General features: G+C 34.0%; 17 protein-coding genes, 1 pseudogene and 2 other annotated features. Of the genes and pseudogenes, 17 read left to right on the top strand and 1 reads right to left on the bottom strand.

Annotated features, from left to right (window positions below; all coding sequences use genetic code 11):
- Positions 1–69: 69 nt before the first annotated feature.
- From DM800_RS02180 to DM800_RS02165, 4 genes are all read left to right on the top strand, one after another.
- Positions 70–789 carry a 3-ketoacyl-ACP reductase gene (locus DM800_RS02180; protein ID WP_142343625.1) on the top strand — a complete coding sequence of 240 codons (720 nt, stop codon included), beginning with the start codon at positions 70–72 and terminating at the stop codon, positions 787–789.
- A 140-nt stretch (positions 790–929) separates the two neighbouring features.
- A complete protein-coding gene (locus DM800_RS02175) occupies positions 930–1,601 on the top strand; it encodes an O-methyltransferase (RefSeq protein WP_106382826.1) in 672 nt (223 codons plus the stop codon).
- 131 nt (positions 1,602–1,732) lie between these two features.
- The gene (locus DM800_RS02170; protein ID WP_088063071.1) at positions 1,733–2,605 is read left to right on the top strand and encodes an aminoglycoside 6-adenylyltransferase; all 873 of its coding nucleotides are present in this window, start codon (positions 1,733–1,735) and stop codon (positions 2,603–2,605) included.
- A gap of 117 nt (positions 2,606–2,722) precedes the next feature.
- Complete coding sequence (locus DM800_RS02165) at positions 2,723–3,550, top strand: peptidoglycan-N-acetylglucosamine deacetylase (RefSeq protein WP_088063072.1); 828 nt, start codon at positions 2,723–2,725, stop codon at positions 3,548–3,550.
- Positions 3,551–3,638: 88 nt separating this feature from the next.
- On the opposite strand, the gene DM800_RS02160 is transcribed toward DM800_RS02165, so the two are convergent.
- Positions 3,639–4,247, bottom strand: coding sequence for an NUDIX hydrolase (locus DM800_RS02160; RefSeq protein ID WP_088608617.1), 609 nt, complete (start codon positions 4,245–4,247; stop codon positions 3,639–3,641).
- Between the two features lie 81 nt (positions 4,248–4,328).
- Here DM800_RS02160 and DM800_RS02155 point away from each other — a divergent pair, with 81 nt between their 5' ends.
- The 13 genes and pseudogenes from DM800_RS02155 (at position 4,329) to DM800_RS02095 (ending at position 18,987) form a co-directional block, all read left to right on the top strand.
- Positions 4,329–4,967, top strand: coding sequence for a pyridoxamine 5'-phosphate oxidase family protein (locus tag DM800_RS02155; protein ID WP_088608616.1), 639 nt, complete (start codon positions 4,329–4,331; stop codon positions 4,965–4,967).
- Between the two features lie 233 nt (positions 4,968–5,200).
- Positions 5,201–5,432 (top strand) — a binding site (T-box leader).
- A 115-nt stretch (positions 5,433–5,547) separates the two neighbouring features.
- Positions 5,548–5,779 (top strand) — a binding site (T-box leader).
- Between the two features lie 151 nt (positions 5,780–5,930).
- Positions 5,931–7,226 (top strand): homoserine dehydrogenase, encoded by a 1,296-nt coding sequence (locus DM800_RS02150; RefSeq protein ID WP_087982880.1) that lies wholly within the window; start codon positions 5,931–5,933, stop codon positions 7,224–7,226.
- Positions 7,219–8,277, top strand: coding sequence for a threonine synthase (thrC, locus tag DM800_RS02145; RefSeq protein ID WP_000276442.1), 1,059 nt, complete (start codon positions 7,219–7,221; stop codon positions 8,275–8,277). The genes DM800_RS02150 and thrC overlap by 8 nt, the downstream gene beginning before the upstream one ends.
- Complete coding sequence (gene thrB / locus DM800_RS02140) at positions 8,274–9,167, top strand: homoserine kinase (protein WP_088063077.1); 894 nt, start codon at positions 8,274–8,276, stop codon at positions 9,165–9,167. Before thrC ends, thrB begins: the two co-directional genes overlap by 4 nt.
- A 112-nt stretch (positions 9,168–9,279) precedes the next feature.
- Positions 9,280–9,489, top strand: a complete 210-nt coding sequence (locus DM800_RS02135) for a DUF6366 family protein (protein ID WP_147786304.1) — start codon at positions 9,280–9,282, stop codon at positions 9,487–9,489.
- Positions 9,490–9,702: 213 nt separating this feature from the next.
- Positions 9,703–12,006 carry a glycoside hydrolase gene (locus DM800_RS02130; protein WP_147786303.1) on the top strand — a complete coding sequence of 768 codons (2,304 nt, stop codon included), beginning with the start codon at positions 9,703–9,705 and terminating at the stop codon, positions 12,004–12,006.
- Positions 12,007–12,289: 283 nt separating this feature from the next.
- Positions 12,290–13,291, top strand: a complete 1,002-nt coding sequence (locus tag DM800_RS02125; RefSeq protein ID WP_000093639.1) for an LCP family protein — start codon at positions 12,290–12,292, stop codon at positions 13,289–13,291.
- 82 nt (positions 13,292–13,373) lie between these two features.
- Positions 13,374–13,829: pseudogene (locus DM800_RS02120) on the top strand (sensor histidine kinase); the annotation flags it as partial.
- A gap of 100 nt (positions 13,830–13,929) precedes the next feature.
- The gene (locus DM800_RS02115; RefSeq protein ID WP_088608996.1) at positions 13,930–14,751 is read left to right on the top strand and encodes a peptidoglycan-N-acetylglucosamine deacetylase; all 822 of its coding nucleotides are present in this window, start codon (positions 13,930–13,932) and stop codon (positions 14,749–14,751) included.
- Between the two features lie 14 nt (positions 14,752–14,765).
- Complete coding sequence (locus DM800_RS02110) at positions 14,766–15,422, top strand: YkyA family protein (RefSeq protein WP_087982867.1); 657 nt, start codon at positions 14,766–14,768, stop codon at positions 15,420–15,422.
- 159 nt (positions 15,423–15,581) lie between these two features.
- Positions 15,582–16,262, top strand: coding sequence for an MgtC/SapB family protein (locus DM800_RS02105; protein WP_000119502.1), 681 nt, complete (start codon positions 15,582–15,584; stop codon positions 16,260–16,262).
- A 97-nt stretch (positions 16,263–16,359) separates the two neighbouring features.
- The gene (locus DM800_RS02100; protein WP_147786302.1) at positions 16,360–16,881 is read left to right on the top strand and encodes a GNAT family N-acetyltransferase; all 522 of its coding nucleotides are present in this window, start codon (positions 16,360–16,362) and stop codon (positions 16,879–16,881) included.
- Between the two features lie 297 nt (positions 16,882–17,178).
- The gene (locus DM800_RS02095) at positions 17,179–18,987 is read left to right on the top strand and encodes an IucA/IucC family protein (protein ID WP_147786301.1); all 1,809 of its coding nucleotides are present in this window, start codon (positions 17,179–17,181) and stop codon (positions 18,985–18,987) included.
- Positions 18,988–19,035: the final 48 nt, after the last annotated feature.

The following is a 19,035-nucleotide window of genomic DNA, read 5'->3' as shown; positions in this document are numbered from 1 at the left end:
GCCTTTTTACATAAACACAGATACAATTTTAATATAATACATAACTGAGATGATTAAGGAGTGTTATACTTGGCAGAATTATTACAAGGTAAAAATGCTTTAATTACAGGAGCAGGTAGAGGAATTGGTCGCGCTGTAGCAATCGCATTAGCGAAAGAGGGCGTAAATGTAGGTCTTTTAGCTCGTTCAGAAGAAAACTTGAAAGCTGTAGCGAAAGAAGTAGAAGCAGAAGGCGTAAAAGCTGTTATTACGACTGCTGATGTATCTTCATATGAAGAGGTAACGACTGCAATTGAAACGTTAAAAAATGGTTTAGGGTCTATCGATATTTTAATTAATAACGCTGGTATTTCTAAGTTCGGTAAGTTTTTAGAATTAGACGTTGCTGATTGGGAAAAAATCATTCAAGTAAACTTAATGGGTGTATACTATGCAACTCGTGCAGCTTTACCAAGTATGATTGAACAACAATCTGGTGATATTATTAACATTTCATCTACAGCAGGACAAAAAGGTGCACCTGTAACAAGTGCATACAGTGCTTCTAAATTTGGTGTTCTTGGCTTAACAGAATCGTTAGCGATGGAAGTTCGCAAACATAATATTCGTGTAACAGCTTTAACCCCAAGTACAGTAGCAACTGATATGGCTGTAGATTTAGGGTTAACTGATGGAAACCCAGATAAAGTAATGCAAGCAGAAGATATTGCAGAGTTTATCGTAGCGCAGCTGAAATTAAATAAACGTACATTTATTAAATCAGCAGGACTTTGGTCTACTAATCCGTAAGGGATAATTTCATAAACAAAAGAAGGGATATTTATTCTGTAATGGAGGAGATGTCCCTTCTTTATTTTTGTTTATAAGGCAGAATTTTCTGTATAATAATATGTGAATAGTAGAAATATATTGAAAGGGATGGTATTTACATGAGTACGATTGAGAAATGGACGGCTGTTGATCAATATGTGAGTGATGTATTAATACCGAAAGATTCTACATTAGAAGAAGTACTTCAAGCAAACGCTGCAGCTAATTTACCAGCACATGATGTATCGCCAACGCAAGGGAAGTTTTTGCAACTATTAGTACAAATTCAAGGAGCTCGAAACATTTTGGAAATTGGTACTCTAGGCGGATATAGCACGATATGGCTTGCAAGGGGATTGCCATCTGGAGGCAGAGTTGTTACATTGGAGGCAAGTGAAAAGCATGCTGAAATTGCACGTAGCAATATTGAGCGTGCCAATTTGAATGATAGAATTGAAGTGCGAACAGGATTAGCTTTAGATTCTTTACAGCAAATCGAAAATGAGAAGTATGAACCATTTGATTTTATTTTTATAGACGCTGATAAACAAAATAACCCTACTTATTTTGAATGGGCACTGAAACTATCACGCCCTGGTACTATAATTATTGGTGATAACGTAGTACGTGAAGGAGAAGTTATTGACAATACGAGTAACGATCCTCGCGTACAAGGGATACGTCGCTTCTATGAATTAATAGCTGCAGAGCCACGTGTAAGTGCTACTGCGCTTCAAACTGTCGGAAGTAAAGGATACGATGGGTTTGTAATGGTAGTCGTAAAAGAATGACGGAAGGTGGTAAAAAGATGAAAAAGATGTTTCAAAAATTATAATATGTATCGTGTACAACACAGCTAGCTCGTGGACCTCCAACATACTTGGAAATATAAGTTTATATAAAAATTGGAGGTTAGGAATAGATGAGAACTGAAAAAGAAATGTTAGACTTAATTATTAGTACAGCAAAAGAGGATGGAAGAATTCGAGCTGTCATCATGAATGGGTCACGTGTAAATCAACATGTGAAAAAAGATTGTTTTCAAGACTATGATATTATGTATGTTGTAAATGATATACAATCTTTTACGTCTAATCATAATTGGATTCATAGATTTGGCGAAATAATGATTGTACAAATGCCGGAAGAAATGTCATTAGTTCCACCAGATGAAGACGGGAAATTTCCGTATTTAATGCAGTTTATGGATGGAAACCGAATTGATTTAACGCTCGTTCCCTTTGATTTGATAAATAAGTTCATTGGACAAGATAGTTTAAGTGAACTGCTTCTGGATAAAGATAATTGTATTGACGAATTTCCACCAGCAAGCGATAGGGATTACTTAATAAAAAAGCCTACAGAAAAAGAGTTTTTAGATTGCTGTAATGAATTTTGGTGGTGTAGTACGAATGTGGCAAAAGGACTATGGAGAGAAGAACTTTCTTATGCGAAAGGAATACTTGATGGCCCGGTGCGGGATATGTTCATCGTAATGTTAGAATGGCATATTGGTATGAAAACAGACTTTACAGTTAATGCAGGAAAGTTTGGAAAGCTTTTCGAGCAATACATTGAAAAAGATATGTGGGAGCAATTTAAAAGGACCTATTCGAATGCTGAATATGAAGACATTTGGGAGTCGTTTTTTGTAATGGGCGATTTATTTAGAAAAGTTGCGAACGAAATTGGTAACACATATGGGTATCAATACCCGCAAGGTGATGATGACAGAGTGACAAGCTATTTAAAACATGTAAAAGCTTTGCCGAAAGATAGTGCATCGATTTATTAATTGTATATAGCAGTAAGACTGTCCTAATTATGGACAGTCTTATTTTTGTTCATGAATAATAATTTCTCTAACAAAGTGCAGATGAATCACATATGAAATTTTAGGGAGGTTTTTATTATGTATTATTTTTATTCGTCAGAAATGTTTGCCCCATATGAATGGGGACTAGAACGAGATGTTTCGTACGCCTATATGCCATATCACTCATTTTATTATGGAGACTATATGAGTTCATTGCCATACACATATATCCCTCAAAAATATACAGTACAAATGAAAGCATATGAGCGTGGATCGTGGACGCCATTTTCGTGGGTCGAAAAATATGCGTACGCATTTTCAGGGCCGTACAATAAAGCGGAAGTCGCTCTTACATTTGATGATGGACCAGATTTAGAATTTACGCCGAAAATTTTAGATAAGTTAAAACAACATAATGTGAAGGCGACTTTCTTCTTGCTTGGTGAAAATGCAGAAAAGTTTCCGAATGTAGTAAAACGTATTGCGAATGAAGGGCATGTAATTGGCAATCATACGTATAGCCATCCAAATTTAGCGAAAGTAAATGATGCTGAGTACCGTAATCAAATTATGAAAACCGAAGAAATATTAAATCGTTTAGCTGGTTATGCACCGAAATTTATTCGTCCGCCATACGGTGAAATACTTGAAAATCAATTGAAGTGGGCAACAGAGCAAAATTTTATGATTGTACAATGGAGTGTTGATACGGTTGATTGGAAAGGAGTAAGCGCTGATACGATTACAAATAATGTGTTAGGGAATTCATTTCCTGGCAGTGTTATACTTCAGCATTCAACACCAGGTGGGCATTTGCAAGGATCTGTAGAGGCACTAGACAAAATTATTCCGCAGTTAAAAACGAAAGGGGCACGCTTTGTAACGCTGCCAAGTATGTTCCAAACATCGAAAGAGAGAAAATAAACTGGAATTTAAATCAGTCGGGTATTGTCAATCATCCACTATAAAGAATAGGACTCCCAAGTACTTTAAAATGGGAGTCCTATTTTATTTATAAACTATTATTTTCTAGTAAGTTTTTTCCTTTTTCTATAACAAATTCATAGTATGCAAGATCATATGGATAAATATCTTCAAATGTTATTGTTATCGGTGTATTGCTTAAAACAGAAATAGCCGTAAAAGATGAAATCTCTCTTTTTAATAGTTGTAGAAAAGAAGTTGCATGTATTTTCATCACATCGTCTACTTCTTCACCTGGTGCAAATGAAAGTGTATTGATGACATTGTGAAAATACATATGACAAAATTCACGATCAGTAAGATTTGAAATTTCATAATCTATTTTAAAGATACCTTTGTATGCTAAATCAGTAGTTTGAAAGGAAAGCCCTAATTCTTCTTCAATTTCACGAAGACCGCCAATTTGTACTTCTTCATCATGCATAATATGTCCAGCTGAAGTAATATCCCATATACTCGGTGCTTCTTTTTTATTTTTAGAGCGTAATTGAAAATATAAAAACATATCTTCAGCATCTTTTTCTACAAACCAACAATGAAATGTTTCATGCCAATCACCGTCACGATGCACTTCATCACGTAATTTCTTCCCAAGTATATTTCTTTCAGTATCAAATATTGTTAACCACTCTGTCATTTAAATTCCCCTTTCTGCAAATTTTATTATACAATATCTGTATTGAATTTTGGAAGAATAAAGAAAAAGGGGTAGGTATAAGTGGGGATAGAGAATAAGGAAATAAAATCGATTATTTCAACAGAGGAAGAGTTACGAAAAATATTGGGGCGACCAAGTGAGCGAGCTTTGAAAAAAGTTATTTCATCATTAGACCATCATTGCATAGATTTTCTGTCTAAATCTCCTTTTCTAGTATTATCTACTGCAAATAAATTAGGAGAGTGTGATGCTTCGCCGAGAGGAGACGCACCTGGATTTGTATACGTATTAAATAATAATAAAATTATTATTCCAGAAAGACCAGGCAACCGTCGTATAGACTCCATTTTGAATATTATTTCAAATCCGCACGTAGGGTTACTCTTTTTGATCCCTGGTCTTGGGGAGACACTCCGAATAAACGGCCGAGCATTCATTACAAACGATGAAGAAATTTTGCAAGAAATGCAGGCAAATGGACGCAATCCGTTACTTGGAATTGTTGTTGAAATAGAGGAATGCTATATTCATTGCGCAAAAGCTTTTATTCGTTCTAAGATGTGGGATTCAGAATTTTGGTTAAATAAAAAAGAATTACCTTCAGCAGCAAAAATGTTGCTGGAGCATGCGAAAGTGAATGCTTCAGAAGAAGATGTTGCACGTTCTTTAGAAGAAAGTTATACGAAAAGATTGTATTAAAAAACTTTATTAATATATCTTTGTAAGGTGAATATGTACACATTTTAGAATGGGATATTTATATATGAACTGTTGATTTACAAAATGGAGAAATAGCAAAATAGGTAAATCGAGCGGCAATTGTAAAATGTTATTGTGAAATATAATAAAAAAAGATTTTGAAAATAGTTAGTAAAAATAGGCTTGCTTTTTAAAAAGTTGATAACTATAATAAGTTAACAAATAGACATGAACGAAAAGTAATGATAAGGACATGAAATCATTTTTACGGTTTACAGAGAGGGAAGCCAAGGGTGTGAGCTTCCTAACACGAGAAATGGTTTTACCACCTTTGAACTTCAATAGTGAACGAGTAATCTAGTAATTATTGACGGAATCAGCCGTTATCTGAACTTGAGCAATCTAGAAGGAAATAAGTCTGGATTGGAACAAGGGTGGAACCACGAAAACACATTCGTCCCTTTCCTAGGGATGAGTGTGTTTTTTTATTGAATTAGGGATTGAAAATTAAAAATAATTAAAAAATAGTATTGATTTTGTTGTTTATACGAGTATAATGAGTTAACAAATAAACATGAACGAAAAAGTAACGATAAGGACACGGAATCATTTTTACGGTTTACAGAGAGGGAAGCCAAGGGTGTGAGCTTCCTAACACGAGAAATGATTTTACCACCTTTGAACTTCAATAGTGAACGAGTAATCTAGTAATTATTGACGGAATCAGCCGTTATCTGAACTTGAGCAATCTAGAAAGAGTTAAGTCTGGATTGGAACAAGGGTGGAACCACGAAAACACATTCGTCCCTTTCCTAGGGATGAGTGTGTTTTTTTACTTTGAAAGGAGGTGCAGTAAAATGAAACGATTTGTACGTACGGAAATAACCACCACCTGCATGATTAAAAAGCAGAGCAAGGTGATTGATAGAGATAAAAAATAAAATTGTAGGAGGAGATTAGAAAATGAATAACGTTATTAATGTTGGGGTGTTAGGCTTAGGTACGGTCGGAAGTGGTGTTGTCCATATTTTGAAAGAACATTATAAAAAAATTACACTTGATACAGGGTATGAAGTGAAGGTAAAGACAGTCGTTGTACGTGACTTAGAAAAAGAACGTGATGTTTGCATTGATGGAATCGTAGTAACAAGTCATGTCGATGAAGTTCTAAATGATCCAAATATTGATATTGTAGTAGAGGTAATGGGCGGAATTGAAGAAGCAAAGCAACATATTGTTAAGGCTTTACGAAATAAAAAACATGTCGTAACAGCAAATAAAGATTTAATGGCTGTATACGGTGCAGAGCTTCTCCAAGTGGCGAACGATAATGATTGTGATTTATGTTATGAAGCAAGTGTAGCGGGCGGTATTCCGGTGTTAAGAGGATTAACAGACGGATTAGCTTCAGATCAAATTGAAAAAATAATGGGAATTGTAAATGGAACAACAAATTACATGTTAACAAAGATGAGTCAAAATGGATGGTCGTATGAAGAGGCTTTACAGGAAGCACAAAAATTAGGTTTCGCAGAATCGGATCCAACAGCGGATGTAGATGGGTTAGATGCGGCGAGAAAGGTAGCCATTCTTGCAAACTTAGGTTTTTCGATGAATGTTTCTTTAGATGATGTGCAAGTAAGAGGGATTCGAAAGGTCGAAAAAGAAGATTTACAAATGGCTGAAAAGTTAGGATTTACTATGAAATTAATTGGTAAAGCAGAGAAACAAGGGTCAGCCATTCATTTAAGTGTAGAACCGACTCTTTTACCAAGTCATCATCCATTATCGAATGTAAATAATGAATTTAATGCAGTATATGTTCATGGTCAAGCAGTAGGAGAAGTAATGTTTTACGGACCTGGAGCTGGGAAGTTACCAACTGGTTCTGCTGTAGTAAGTGATATTATTTCAATCGTTAAAAATATGAATCAAGTTCAGAAAAATAAAAGCGCATTAAAAGAACCAGAACCGTATGAATTACAGGGGGATGAAGAAGTCGTTTCGAAATATTTCTTACGTATTTCATTACGAGATGAACCTGGGATGTTGCAAAAAATAACAGAATGTTTCGTTAATTATTCTGTAAGTTTAAAAGAAGTTATTCAATTACCTTTAAATCGTGAACTTGCAGAAGTCGTTGTTGTGACACATCAAACTTCAAAGTATCAATTTGAACGAGTTCTAGGAGCGATAGAAAGTGTCGCAAGTGAAATAAACAGTTATTACATTATTGAGGAGGAAAAACAATATGTATAAAGGATTATTAAAACAGTATGCTTCTTATTTACCGGTGAATGAAAATACACCTGATGTTAGCTTAATGGAAGGAAATACACCTCTTATTCCGCTATTAAATATATCAAAACAATTAGGGATTCAGTTATACGGTAAGTACGAAGGTGCGAATCCGACAGGTTCTTTTAAAGATCGTGGTATGGTAATGGCTGTTGCGAAGGCGAAAGAAGAAGGTTCGGAGGCAATTATTTGTGCATCAACAGGTAATACTTCGGCATCGGCCGCAGCATACGCGGCACGCCTTGGAATGAAATGTATAATCGTAATCCCGGAAGGAAAGATTGCACATGGAAAATTAGCGCAAGCAGTCGCTTACGGAGCTGAAATCATTTCAATAGAAGGAAATTTTGATGATGCACTTAAGGCTGTAAGAAATATTGCTGCGGAAGAGCCGATTACATTAGTAAACTCAGTGAATCCTTATCGAATTGAAGGGCAAAAGACAGCAGCATTTGAAATTTGTGACCAGTTGCAAAGTGCACCAGATGTTTTAGCGATTCCTGTTGGGAATGCCGGAAATATTACAGCATACTGGAAAGGTTTCTGTGAATATGAGAAAGAAAAAGGCTATAAGAAGCCAAGAATTCACGGATTTGAAGCGGAAGGAGCAGCTGCTATTGTAAAAGGACATGTCATTGAAGAACCTGAAACAATTGCAACAGCGATTCGTATCGGTAACCCCGCAAGTTGGTCATATGCAGTAGAGGCTGCTGAACAGTCTCACGGTGAAATAGATATGGTATCAGATGAAGAAATTTTACATGCGTATAGATTATTAGCAAAAACGGAAGGGGTTTTCGCTGAGCCAGGATCAAATGCTTCATTAGCAGGTGTAATTAAACATGTTCAATCTGGAAAAATCAAAAAAGGAGAGACAGTTGTTGCAGTTTTAACTGGAAACGGTTTGAAAGATCCTGATATCGCAATTTCTTCTAATACATTAGATATTGCAAGTGTTTCAAATAATATAGAACAAATTAAAGAACATATTAAAGGGGTGATTATGTCGTGATACCATTAAGTATTCGTGTTCCTGCTAGTACAGCGAATGTTGGACCTGGATTTGATTCAGTAGGAATAGCTTTGTCATTATATTTAGATGTGGTGGTAAAAGAAAAAGCTGATAGATGGCAAGTAATCCATTCCTTTGAAGAATTAATTCCGACAGATGATAAAAATTTAATCGTTAGCACGGCATGTAAAGTATGTCCTTCTTTATCACCTCATATAATAGAAGTTACTAGTAATATCCCGCTTACAAGAGGACTAGGAAGTAGTGCATCAGCAATTGTAGCAGGGATAGAGCTTGCGAATCAACTTGGCAATTTAAACTTAACGACTGATCAAAAAGTTCAAATTGCAACAAATTTTGAAGGGCATCCAGATAATGTTGCGGCTTCTATATTAGGAGGAACTGTAATCGGAGCACTTGATGGAAAGAATGTTTCGGTTGTAAGAATTGAAAGTAAGGAATTAGGTGTAATTTCTCTTATTCCAAATGAAGAGTTAAATACAGAGGAAAGCCGATCTGTATTACCAGATGTGTTTCCGTTTCATGAAGCAGTTAAGGCTAGTGCAATCAGCAACGTATTAGTAGCTGCGTTTTGTCAAAAGAAGTGGGAAGTTGTAGGTGAAATGATGGAAAGAGATCATTTTCACGAGCCGTATCGTTTAGAACTCGTACCGCTATTACCCTCAATTCGTAAATGTGCAAAAGAGTTTGGAGCATACGGCACAGCGCTTAGTGGTGCAGGTCCATCCATTTTTATATTAACGCCATATGATAAGCGTCAAGAAATTGCTGAGCAATTAGCGAGAGTATTTACGTCTATGAAAGTGTGTGTGCTAGAAATCGATCATAGAGGAATTACTGTAAATAAAGAAGAACATATAGAACTATAAAAAAGCTAGCATTGCTAGCTTTTTTTGTTGTAAATATCTTTTCAGTTGGCATATAAAAGAAAAGTAATAATGTATAATTTAGTAAAGCGTGTATTAATTTGGAGGTGATCGTATGAAAAAAGAGTCACCAGAAGAAAACAGAGAACGTATAAGGAAAAGTGAATTGAAAAATAATCCTACCGGTTCTTTAAATGATGGATTCAGCAGAGCTGAATCAGGTAGTCCAGTTGATATGACGGGTGGTATGAATTGGAAAGGTACAGCGCTAGTAATTTTAGTGCTAGTTTTAGGGTATATTATATACACTTATTTTTTTAGTTGAAAAATAAGTGTTAAGGCTTCGAATTATTTGCTTTTATATTTAGTGGGGATGAAAAAACACGGTTATTGTACTACATATACTTTAAGCAGATTATAGTTGTTCATACACACTTATTTATAATACTCAAAATAGAGCTAGCGTTATGCTAGTTCTATTTTTTTGCCACATTCCTGTAACAAAGCCCCTGTATATTCAGTGGTGGAGGTGCAGAAGATGAAAAAAATGATAGCAATATGTCTTCTTACAACGATGTCATTTTCGACTTTAGTCGGGTGTGATGTAAAAGGTAACAAGGCTGTACAAGATTCTAAAGTAAAGAAAGCGACGTATAAAGAGTTTACTTACGATGTAAATCCAGAGACTTTCATGTTAACTGTAGAACATGATGGTGTAAAGGAACAGGCGTCACAGCCGTTACCGAAAATGAAGGTGTCGAATGTAAAAAAAGACAAGGATCGAACATCTTGGGAATATCCAGATCAAAAAGTAAAAGTGAATCTAGAAAAGAAAAAAGATCACTTAAATATTGAAGTGGAATCGACTGGTGCAGAAAGCTTTACGTGGCCGAAAGTACAAGCTGAAAATTATACACTTCCGTTATGGGAAGGTAAGCAAATTCCGAGTAATGATGAAAATTGGAAGAAGTTTTTAAAGGATGATGCATATTCATTTGCTGAATCATTTTCTATGAAGTTTTTTGCGTTAAATGGTTCGAAATATTCAATTGTATTTATTGCGAACAATATGTTTAATAATGAATTGAAATTTCATTCGGATCCGAAAATAGGATTTGATTTTATACATGAATTCCCGAGTATAAATAAAAATAAAGCATATGGATTTCAATTATATGTGACAAATAATGATGCAGTCAGTATTGCTAAACTGTATAAGGATAATATTGCTCAAAAAGGTGAATTTAAAACATTACAAGAAAAGGCTAGAAAAAATAAAGAGATTGAAAAACTTTATGGTGCTGCTCATTTTTATTTTTGGAATCAAAATGGTTTGTCTGACAGTAACGTAAATTGGCCTAAAATAAGAGAGCAAATAAATAGTCCTGTATTTAGTCATATAAAAGGGCTTATTCAAAAGAATAGTTCGGAGCCTGGAGAACTGAGTGTGTTTGAGCAAGTAAGTAAACAAGATTTCATTGATAAGTACCAAAAAAATGTTATTTTACGTTATGTAAATGAAGTATTATCAATGAAGGAATTGTATAAAGATGATATTTTTCAAAAGGTTGATCAGAACGCTAGTGAGTTATTAAACAAAGGGATAGACCATTTATCGAAGATGGAGTTATATAACTTAAATAAGCATGTATTAAAGTCAGCGCTCGGTGATGCGGTTGAAGAAGTAAGTAAATGGGGTAAGGCAGATGGAACGGATATTATAAAGGAAATGAAAGAATCAGGAATAGACAATGCATGGATTGGGCTACCGAACTGGGAACAAGGGTATATGCAGTCTGATTTCGTGACAGAAGCTAAGAAAATGGGATATTTAGTTGGTCCGTATGATTCTTATCATTCTATTCACGAAAAAGCTGATAAAAATTGGAATACAGCTTCTTTTCAGGATCCATCGTTATATGAAGAGGGAACTGTGACGAAGAAAAATGGAGAAAAAGTGCAAGGCTTTTTAGGTAGAGGGCGAAAGTTAAATCCAACTTTATCTCTTCCTAGTGTAAAAGAGCGAATGAACGATATTTTACAAAATGGACCTAAATATAATTCATGGTTTATTGATTGTGATGCAACAGGTGAAATTTATGATGACTATTCAGCCAAACATATAACGACACAAGAACAAGATTTAAAAGCAAGATTGCAACGAATGGATTATATTGCGCAAGAAAAAGGTATGGTAGTTGGCTCAGAAGGCGGAAATGACTTTGCAAGTAGCACGATTGCATTTGCTCACGGTATTGAAACACCGGTTATTAAATGGGACGATGAAGATATGAGGAAAAATAAAACAAGTCCGTATTATGTGGGCGGATATTGGTCACCGAATCAAAATGTTCCAGAAAAATATGCAAAACAAGTACCGTTAAAAGAAGAATATAAACAAGTGTATTTAAACCCTGTATATTCAGTACCATTATATAAATTAGTATACAATGATTCTGTAATTACAACGCACCACTGGGAATGGGGAAGTTTGAAAGTAAAAGATGAGGTAGGGAACCGTATGCTATACGAATTATTGTATAATGTTCCTCCGTTGTACCATTTAGATGAAGTAGAGTGGAATAAGCATAAACAAGAAATTACGCAGCACCTGAAAGTTTGGAATGACGTTCATGAAAAGGCAGTAAAAGAAGAAATGACGAACTTTGTATATTTGTCAGAAGATAAATTAGTTCAATCTGCTTCTTATGGAAAAGATATTAAAATTATTGTGAATTTCTCGAATGAAGATATAGAAATAGAAAAGACGAAACTAAAAGCAAAATCCGCTTTCATTAATAATCATGGGAAGAAAACAATGTATACACCGCTTGAGAGATAATATGAAATGTATTGTTGCATTACTAATTTTTTAGGTGAAAATTGAAGGATTCGAAACGAATAAATTTATAAATCTATAATTTCGAATGTTGCGAAGCGCTAAATATTTGAAGTTGGAAAATAGTGACTTGCCAAAAATAAGCACGAGAGTATAATGTGAAATGGAATACATATTGGATTCATCATGTAACCTTACAAAAATGTAAGGTGTTTGAAAGGAAATTCAATATGAAGAATACTAGACATACATTATACTAGGGAAAGAGAAAGAGAGGCGAATGAAGATGAGCTCTGAATTAGAACAAAATACGAGAAGCAATAAAAAACGTTCTAAAAGAAGGTCAATAAAATGGTTCATTTTAATTCCATTTTTCCTACTTATTTTTGGAGGAGTAGGATATGGATCATTAATATATAATAAAGCAAAAGCTGTTGTAAGTGATGCGTATGCACAAATTGATAAATCATCAAAACGTGATAAAGAAGTTGAGCCTTTAAAGGATAACATCTCTATTTTAATTATGGGTGTAGATGGTAGTGAAATGCGAAAAAGTCAATATGGTGAAGCTGTTCGCACAGATGCACTTTTATTAGCAACAATTAATAAAGATGATAAATCAGTTAAATTAGTAAGTATTCCGCGTGATTCACGTGTATATATTCCATCTAGAAAGAAATTAGATAAAATTACACACGCACACGTATTTGGTGGTGTTGAAAGTACACGAGATACGGTGGAAAGATTTTTAAATGTTCCTGTTGATTATTATGTGAAGTTTAACTTTGAATCATTCGTACAAATTGTCGATTCACTTGGTGGTATTGATATTGATGTACCTGTTACTTTCACAGAGCAAGATAGTAAAGACCAAGCGGGTATGATTCATTTAGAAAAAGGCTTCCAACATTTAAATGGAGAACAAGCACTTGCACTTGCAAGAACGCGTAAAATTGATAGTGACGCAATGCGTGGACAAAGACAACAACTTGTAATAGAAGCAATTGCAAAAAAAGCGATGTCTGTGCAATCAATTAGCAAAATGGGCTCTTTACTTGATGCGGTTGATAAAAATATGAAAACGAACTTAACTTTCGATGATATGCTTGCGATTACAAAAAATATGGCAGGATCTAATTTAGAAATGGAAAAAATGCAAATAGAAGGTACGGATAAACGTATCGGAGGTATTTATTATTACATTCCAAACGAAAAAAATGTAAAAGATATTTCGAAAAAATTAAATGAGCATTTAGGTGTAACACCAAAACCAGTTCGAAATGAATAATAAAAAAAGATTGGCCTTTGCCAATCTTTTTTATTGAGATGGATTTGTAACTTTTCTGTAACGATTTTTTATTTTAGAAAACTTATACTTAAATCATTTCAATTTATATAAACAAAAGGTGCAATTATACGATATACTAGAGGAGACGATTTGGCAATTAACTCCTAATGCTGAAGAGAAGCAAATGCAATTCATCAAAACTATAGAACGAATTGAATTGATAGGAGATCGAAATAGGCTAAAGCAAGTTTTCTTGAATATTGTTCAAAATGCCATTAAATATTCACATAAAAATGGTAAAGTATATATTGAAGCGACTAAAAAAGAAGGACAAGCAGTGATAAAGGTGAAAGACGAAGGGATTGGAATTGCTACAGAGCATTTACCATATATAGAACAGTCATTTTACTAGATTAATAACCGTGCTACAGGTGTTTTAGCTATCGTTAAAAAATGGTGGAGCTTCATGGAGGTACACTTAGTTATTATAAGTAAAGAAGGAAAAGGAACAACCATTTTGATAAAACTCCCATTATAATACATATAAAGTCTGTTTATATAGTGTAATAAAATAAATAGATGTATAATTATATTGGGTGATTTATATATAAGATTAATAGGGAGAGGAATTCGATAGAATGGAAAAAGCTTTTAAAGTTAAACGAGTAGTAGTCGGCTTAATAGCGATTGCAGCAGTAGCTATTGGGTATTTCATGTTTCAATCCATTACTTCACCAGCAAAGGCTGTTGCAAAACAAGAAAACGTAGTACAGCTTGCAAGTGAACAACCGAAAGTAGAAATGAATAAAACGGCACCAAGTCGTTTTAATGGAAAAGAAAGAAAAGTTGCTTACCTTACATTTGATGATGGCCCAGGGAAATATACGGCTGAATTGTTAAATACGTTAAAACAGCATGATGCGAAGGCGACGTTCTTTTTAATTGGAGCGAATGTAAAAGGATTTCCGGATTTAGTGAAACGTGAAAATGCAGAGGGTCATTATGTAGGTATGCATAGTATGACACATAATTTTGCAAAGTTATATAAAAATGGCGAGTATGTAAATGAAATGAAAGAAGATCAAAGCTTAATCGCAAATATTATTGGAAAATCACCTAAATTAACACGTCCACCATACGGTTCGATGCCTGGATTAAATGAAGGTCTTCGAAATAAAGTAGTAGAGGGCGGTTTTAAAGTATGGGATTGGACAATTGATTCATTAGATTGGAGATATAACAAAATGCAAGTTGATGCAGCGGCAGCACAAATTGCTCAAAATGTAATAACAAATGCAACAAAACCACAGGAAGTTATTTTAATGCATGACATTCACCCACAATCAGTTGCTGCTGTGCCAGCAATTTTAAAAGGGTTAAAAGAAAAGGGTTATGAGTTTGAAGCTTATCATGAAGAGAGTCACTTCCCAGTGAATTTCTGGCATGATAACCGTATGTAATGGAGGAATGAACGTTGAAGTATGGAAAAGTAGCAGTAGTTGGAGCACTATCAGTAGGACTATTAACAGGTTGTTTCGGTGAAAAACCAGAAGAAAATCTATATACAGCTTTTGAAACAGCAGCGACACAAGAAAAATTATTAGTTGATGAAGCGAAGAAGTTAGAGAAATTAGAGAATGAAGGTCAAGAACTATATTCTCAAATTTTACAAGAAGGTAAAGATCATAATGACGCTGTTATGAAGAAGATAGAGCAAGCTACTGCAAATGTAGATGACCGTGAAAAAGTATTAAAAACTGAGAAAGAAATGCTAGAAAAAGCTCAGAAAGAAACAAAATCTGTTCAAGGAAATATAGAGAAGCTTGAAGATAAGAAGTTACAAAAACAAGCGAAAGCAGTAGAAGAGTCGTATAAAAACCGTTATGATGCATTCCAAAAGATGAATGAAAATTATACGAAGGCGTTAGCGACTGAAAAAGAACTGTATGAAAAATTAAAAGTAAAAGAAACGAAATTAAAGGAGATTGGTGAAAAAGTTAAGGCTGTTAATGAATTAACTGTGGAAGCACAAAAATCAAAAGAGCAATTTAACAATTTTACAAAAGAGTATAATGACAGTAAATTAGCATTCTACAAAGATGCAGAGATTAAGATTAAAGATCAGAAATAAAGAAGAATCTTAAGCATAATAAAAAGCCGGAGAAACATCGTTACAAATGTTTTTTCGGCTTTTTATGTTAAATGAATAGAAAAGACTGGAATTGATATCATAAAAGAGTTATAGTGAATTATTCCAAGGGAAACATTGTAAAGTAAGGAGAATGGAAATATGTCATATGAATTTTTACTCAAATTAGGTTTAGCACTCTTTTTAGGATTATTCATCGGGATAGATAGGCAGCTAAAGAATAAACCGCTTGGTGTGAAAACAAGTATGGTTATTTCTGTAGCAAGTTGTTTAATTACGATGGTTTCAATTGAAGCCGTACATGTATATTCTGTTCCAGGGCATACAAATATGGATCCAATGCGTCTAGCTGCTCAAATTGTGAGTGGGATTGGTTTTCTTGGGGCAGGTGTTATTTTACGAAGAAGTAATGATGTTATTTCTGGATTAACGACAGCTTCTATGGTGTGGGCTGCTTCAGCTTTAGGTATAGCAATTGGGGCGGGCTTTTATTTACAAGCGACGGTTGCTATGATTTTAATTATTTTAGCAATTAACGTACTTCCACAACTTGTGAAAATTGCAGGTCCGTATTCATTAAGACAAAAGGATTTATCTATAAAAATTACTGTAAAAGAGCATCATGAGTTAGATGGTATATTTAAGCAAATTAAAAATTTAGGTATGCATGTGAAACGAGTGAAAATTAAAGATATAGATAATGGAGCATTTCAGCAACTGGAAATGGTTATTTTAGCTCCAGAAGATTTATATACAACAGAGTTATATAGTTCCCTGAAAGAGATTGATCGTGTTGTTTCAGTTGAAGTGGAAAGTAGATAATTGTGATAAAAAAGAGTGAAGTGCATTCGCTCTTTTTTTTATTTGGATTTTTAAGGAAATAAATTGATATAATGATGAATAACAAGGGGGAGAAATGATGGAAATACATATTAGAAGAGCGATAAAAGATGATATACGAGGTATAGCAAAGGTGCATGTTGATAGCTGGAAAACAACGTATAAAGGGATATTTGCTGACGAATTTTTAGAAAATATAACATATGAGCAACGAGAAAAACAATGGGAAAACATTTTTCAACAAGAAGATAAATACCAATATAGATTTGTAGCAGAGACGTCAGATGAAACAATAATCGGATTCATTGACGGGGGAGTGGAAAGAAGTGGTACATATAATTGTGATGGGAAATTATATGCAATCTACCTTTTACAAGAGTATCAAGGAATGAAAATAGGACAAAAGTTATTTCAAGCTTTATTATCGGAATGTATAAACAATGATATGCAATCACTTTTAGTATGGGTTGTTACGAATAACCCTTCTAAAAATTTTTATGAAAAATTTAATCCAGAAAAAATTGATACGAAATTTTTAGAGAGAGTACAGGTAGAAGAGACAGCCTATTGTTGGAGGGATATAAATAATATTATTATGTAAACTTTATGTTTGAAAGAGGTATACGAATTAATGTATACCTCTTTTGTTTAACTATTTTGAAGGGGATTACTAATGAAATAAATAAGTATGTAGTTTGAAAGTGAGAATTTTTCTTGTGTATTTTTAATTAGATTAAAGAAAGGCTGAAAAAAAGAAATATTTATTCGGATTTAAAAATTCTGAAATAAACTATTGAATTGATAATGATAATCAATTAAAATTTTAATTGATAACGATATTCAATTATCGATTGTAATATGAAATTACGATAGTGTTCATATAAAGAGGAGGACAAGTATGCAGCGTGCGAAACAAATCGCGGAACATGCAACAATACAAAGTTTTTTAAATTGTTATTTAAGAGAAACAGGAAGTGGAGAATGGATTACAGCGGATAAAAGGATAGAGGATATTTTCTACAATTCATTTCAAAGAGATACTGGCTCTACTTATTTATGTTGTCGGTTATCGGCACAAAACATTACTTTGTATGGAGAAGTTATATATAAATCAGCAACAGATCGCCATTTGTTTGGAGAACAATTTTATTATCAAATGGGAGAAAATAAGAATGTTATAAAAGCAGATTACGTTACTGTTATTACATTCTTAATAAAAGAGATGTCTATCAACTACGGAGAAGGGACGAATCCTGCTGAACTTATGCTTCGAGTTATTTGTAGTTGTCAAAATATTGAAGAATTTACAAAGGAGAGAATAGAAGATACATCTGCATTATACGGTTTCCATACATCCTTTATAGAAGCGGAGCAATCTTTATTATTTGGACATTTAACGCATCCAACCCCAAAGAGTAGACAAGGTATTTTGGAATGGAAAAGCGCAATGTATTCTCCAGAATTAAAAGGAGAATGTCAGCTTCATTATTTTAGGGCACATAAAAATATAGTAAATGAAAAATCATTATTGTTAGATTCTACAACAGTAATTCTAAAAGAAGAGTTACGTAATGATGAGATGGTTTGTAAAGAATTTATATCGAAGTATTGTAATGAAGATGAATATTCATTACTTCCAATTCATCCGCTTCAGGCAGAATGGCTATTACACCAATCATACGTACAGGAGTGGATAGATCAAGGAGTACTTGAATATATCGGTCCTGTCGGTAAGTATTATATGGCAACATCATCACTTAGGACGTTATATCATCCCCAATCAAAATATATGCTTAAGTTTTCATTCCCAGTAAAAGTAACAAATTCAATGCGTATTAATAAATTGAAGGAACTAGAGAGTGGTCTTGAAGGAAAGGAAATGCTAAATACAGCAATTGGTGAAGTGTTAGATAAGTTTCCAGGTTTTGATTTTATTTGTGATCCAGCATTTATTACATTAAATTACGGGGCAAAAGAATCTGGATTTGAAGTAATTATACGAGAGAACCCTTTTTATGGTGAACATGCAAATGACGCTACTTTAATTGCTGGACTAGTTCAAGATGCAATACCTGGAGAACGTACTCGTTTATCGAATATTATTCATCGACTAGCAGATGTAGAAAGTAGAAGCTGTGAAGAAGTAAGTTTAGATTGGTTTAGACGATATATGAATATTTCTTTAAAGCCGATGGTATGGATGTACTTACGTTATGGTGTTGCAGTAGAAGCGCATCAGCAAAATAGTGTTGTTCAGCTAAAGGATGGTTATCCGGTCAAATATTATTTCCGTGATAATCAAGGGTTTTATTTCTGTAATTCAATGAAAGAGACGCTTAATAATGAGTTGGCTGGCATTGGAGAACGTACTGGAAATCTATATGACGATTATATTGTAGATGAGAGATTTCGTTACTACTTAATTTTCAATCATATGTTTGGTCTCATTAACGGTTTTGGCACAGCAGGATTAATTAAGGAGGAAATTCTTCTCTCTGAATTAAGATCTGTACTTGAAGCGTTCCTTTCGTATAACCGTGAACCTTCTACCTTTTTAAGAGAATTGTTAGAAGAGGATAAGTTGGCATGTAAAGCAAATTTATTAACGAGATTTTTCGATGTCGATGAGTTAAGTAATCCTTTAGAACAAGCAATTTACGCACAGGTACAGAATCCGCTCGTTAGAGAAGTGGCTGTCCGTTCATAAATAACGTTAAAATTTCACGTAATACAAATAATGGTATTTTTCATAAGG

This window comes from Bacillus sp. AY18-3 (assembly GCF_008042305.1).
In the GTDB taxonomy this organism is placed as follows: Bacteria; Bacillota; Bacilli; order Bacillales; family Bacillaceae_G; genus Bacillus_A; species Bacillus_A wiedmannii.
This window is presented reverse-complemented; position numbering and strand designations above follow the sequence as displayed.

Excerpts from the sequence above, each read along its gene's own strand:
- DM800_RS02175 (WP_106382826.1), top strand. The coding sequence starts at position 930 with ATGAGTACGATTGAGAAATGGACGGCTGTTGATCAATATGTGAGTGAT.
- DM800_RS02125 (WP_000093639.1), top strand. The coding sequence starts at position 12,290 with ATGAGCTCTGAATTAGAACAAAATACGAGAAGCAATAAAAAACGTTCT.
- DM800_RS02130 (WP_147786303.1), top strand. The coding sequence starts at position 9,703 with ATGAAAAAAATGATAGCAATATGTCTTCTTACAACGATGTCATTTTCG.
- DM800_RS02170 (WP_088063071.1), top strand. The coding sequence starts at position 1,733 with ATGAGAACTGAAAAAGAAATGTTAGACTTAATTATTAGTACAGCAAAA.
- DM800_RS02100 (WP_147786302.1), top strand. The coding sequence starts at position 16,360 with ATGGAAATACATATTAGAAGAGCGATAAAAGATGATATACGAGGTATA.
- DM800_RS02095 (WP_147786301.1), top strand. The coding sequence starts at position 17,179 with ATGCAGCGTGCGAAACAAATCGCGGAACATGCAACAATACAAAGTTTT.
- DM800_RS02160 (WP_088608617.1), bottom strand. The coding sequence starts at position 4,247 with ATGACAGAGTGGTTAACAATATTTGATACTGAAAGAAATATACTTGGG.
- DM800_RS02105 (WP_000119502.1), top strand. The coding sequence starts at position 15,582 with ATGTCATATGAATTTTTACTCAAATTAGGTTTAGCACTCTTTTTAGGA.
- thrC (WP_000276442.1), top strand. The coding sequence starts at position 7,219 with ATGTATAAAGGATTATTAAAACAGTATGCTTCTTATTTACCGGTGAAT.
- DM800_RS02135 (WP_147786304.1), top strand. The coding sequence starts at position 9,280 with ATGAAAAAAGAGTCACCAGAAGAAAACAGAGAACGTATAAGGAAAAGT.
- DM800_RS02150 (WP_087982880.1), top strand. The coding sequence starts at position 5,931 with ATGAATAACGTTATTAATGTTGGGGTGTTAGGCTTAGGTACGGTCGGA.
- DM800_RS02165 (WP_088063072.1), top strand. The coding sequence starts at position 2,723 with ATGTATTATTTTTATTCGTCAGAAATGTTTGCCCCATATGAATGGGGA.
- DM800_RS02115 (WP_088608996.1), top strand. The coding sequence starts at position 13,930 with ATGGAAAAAGCTTTTAAAGTTAAACGAGTAGTAGTCGGCTTAATAGCG.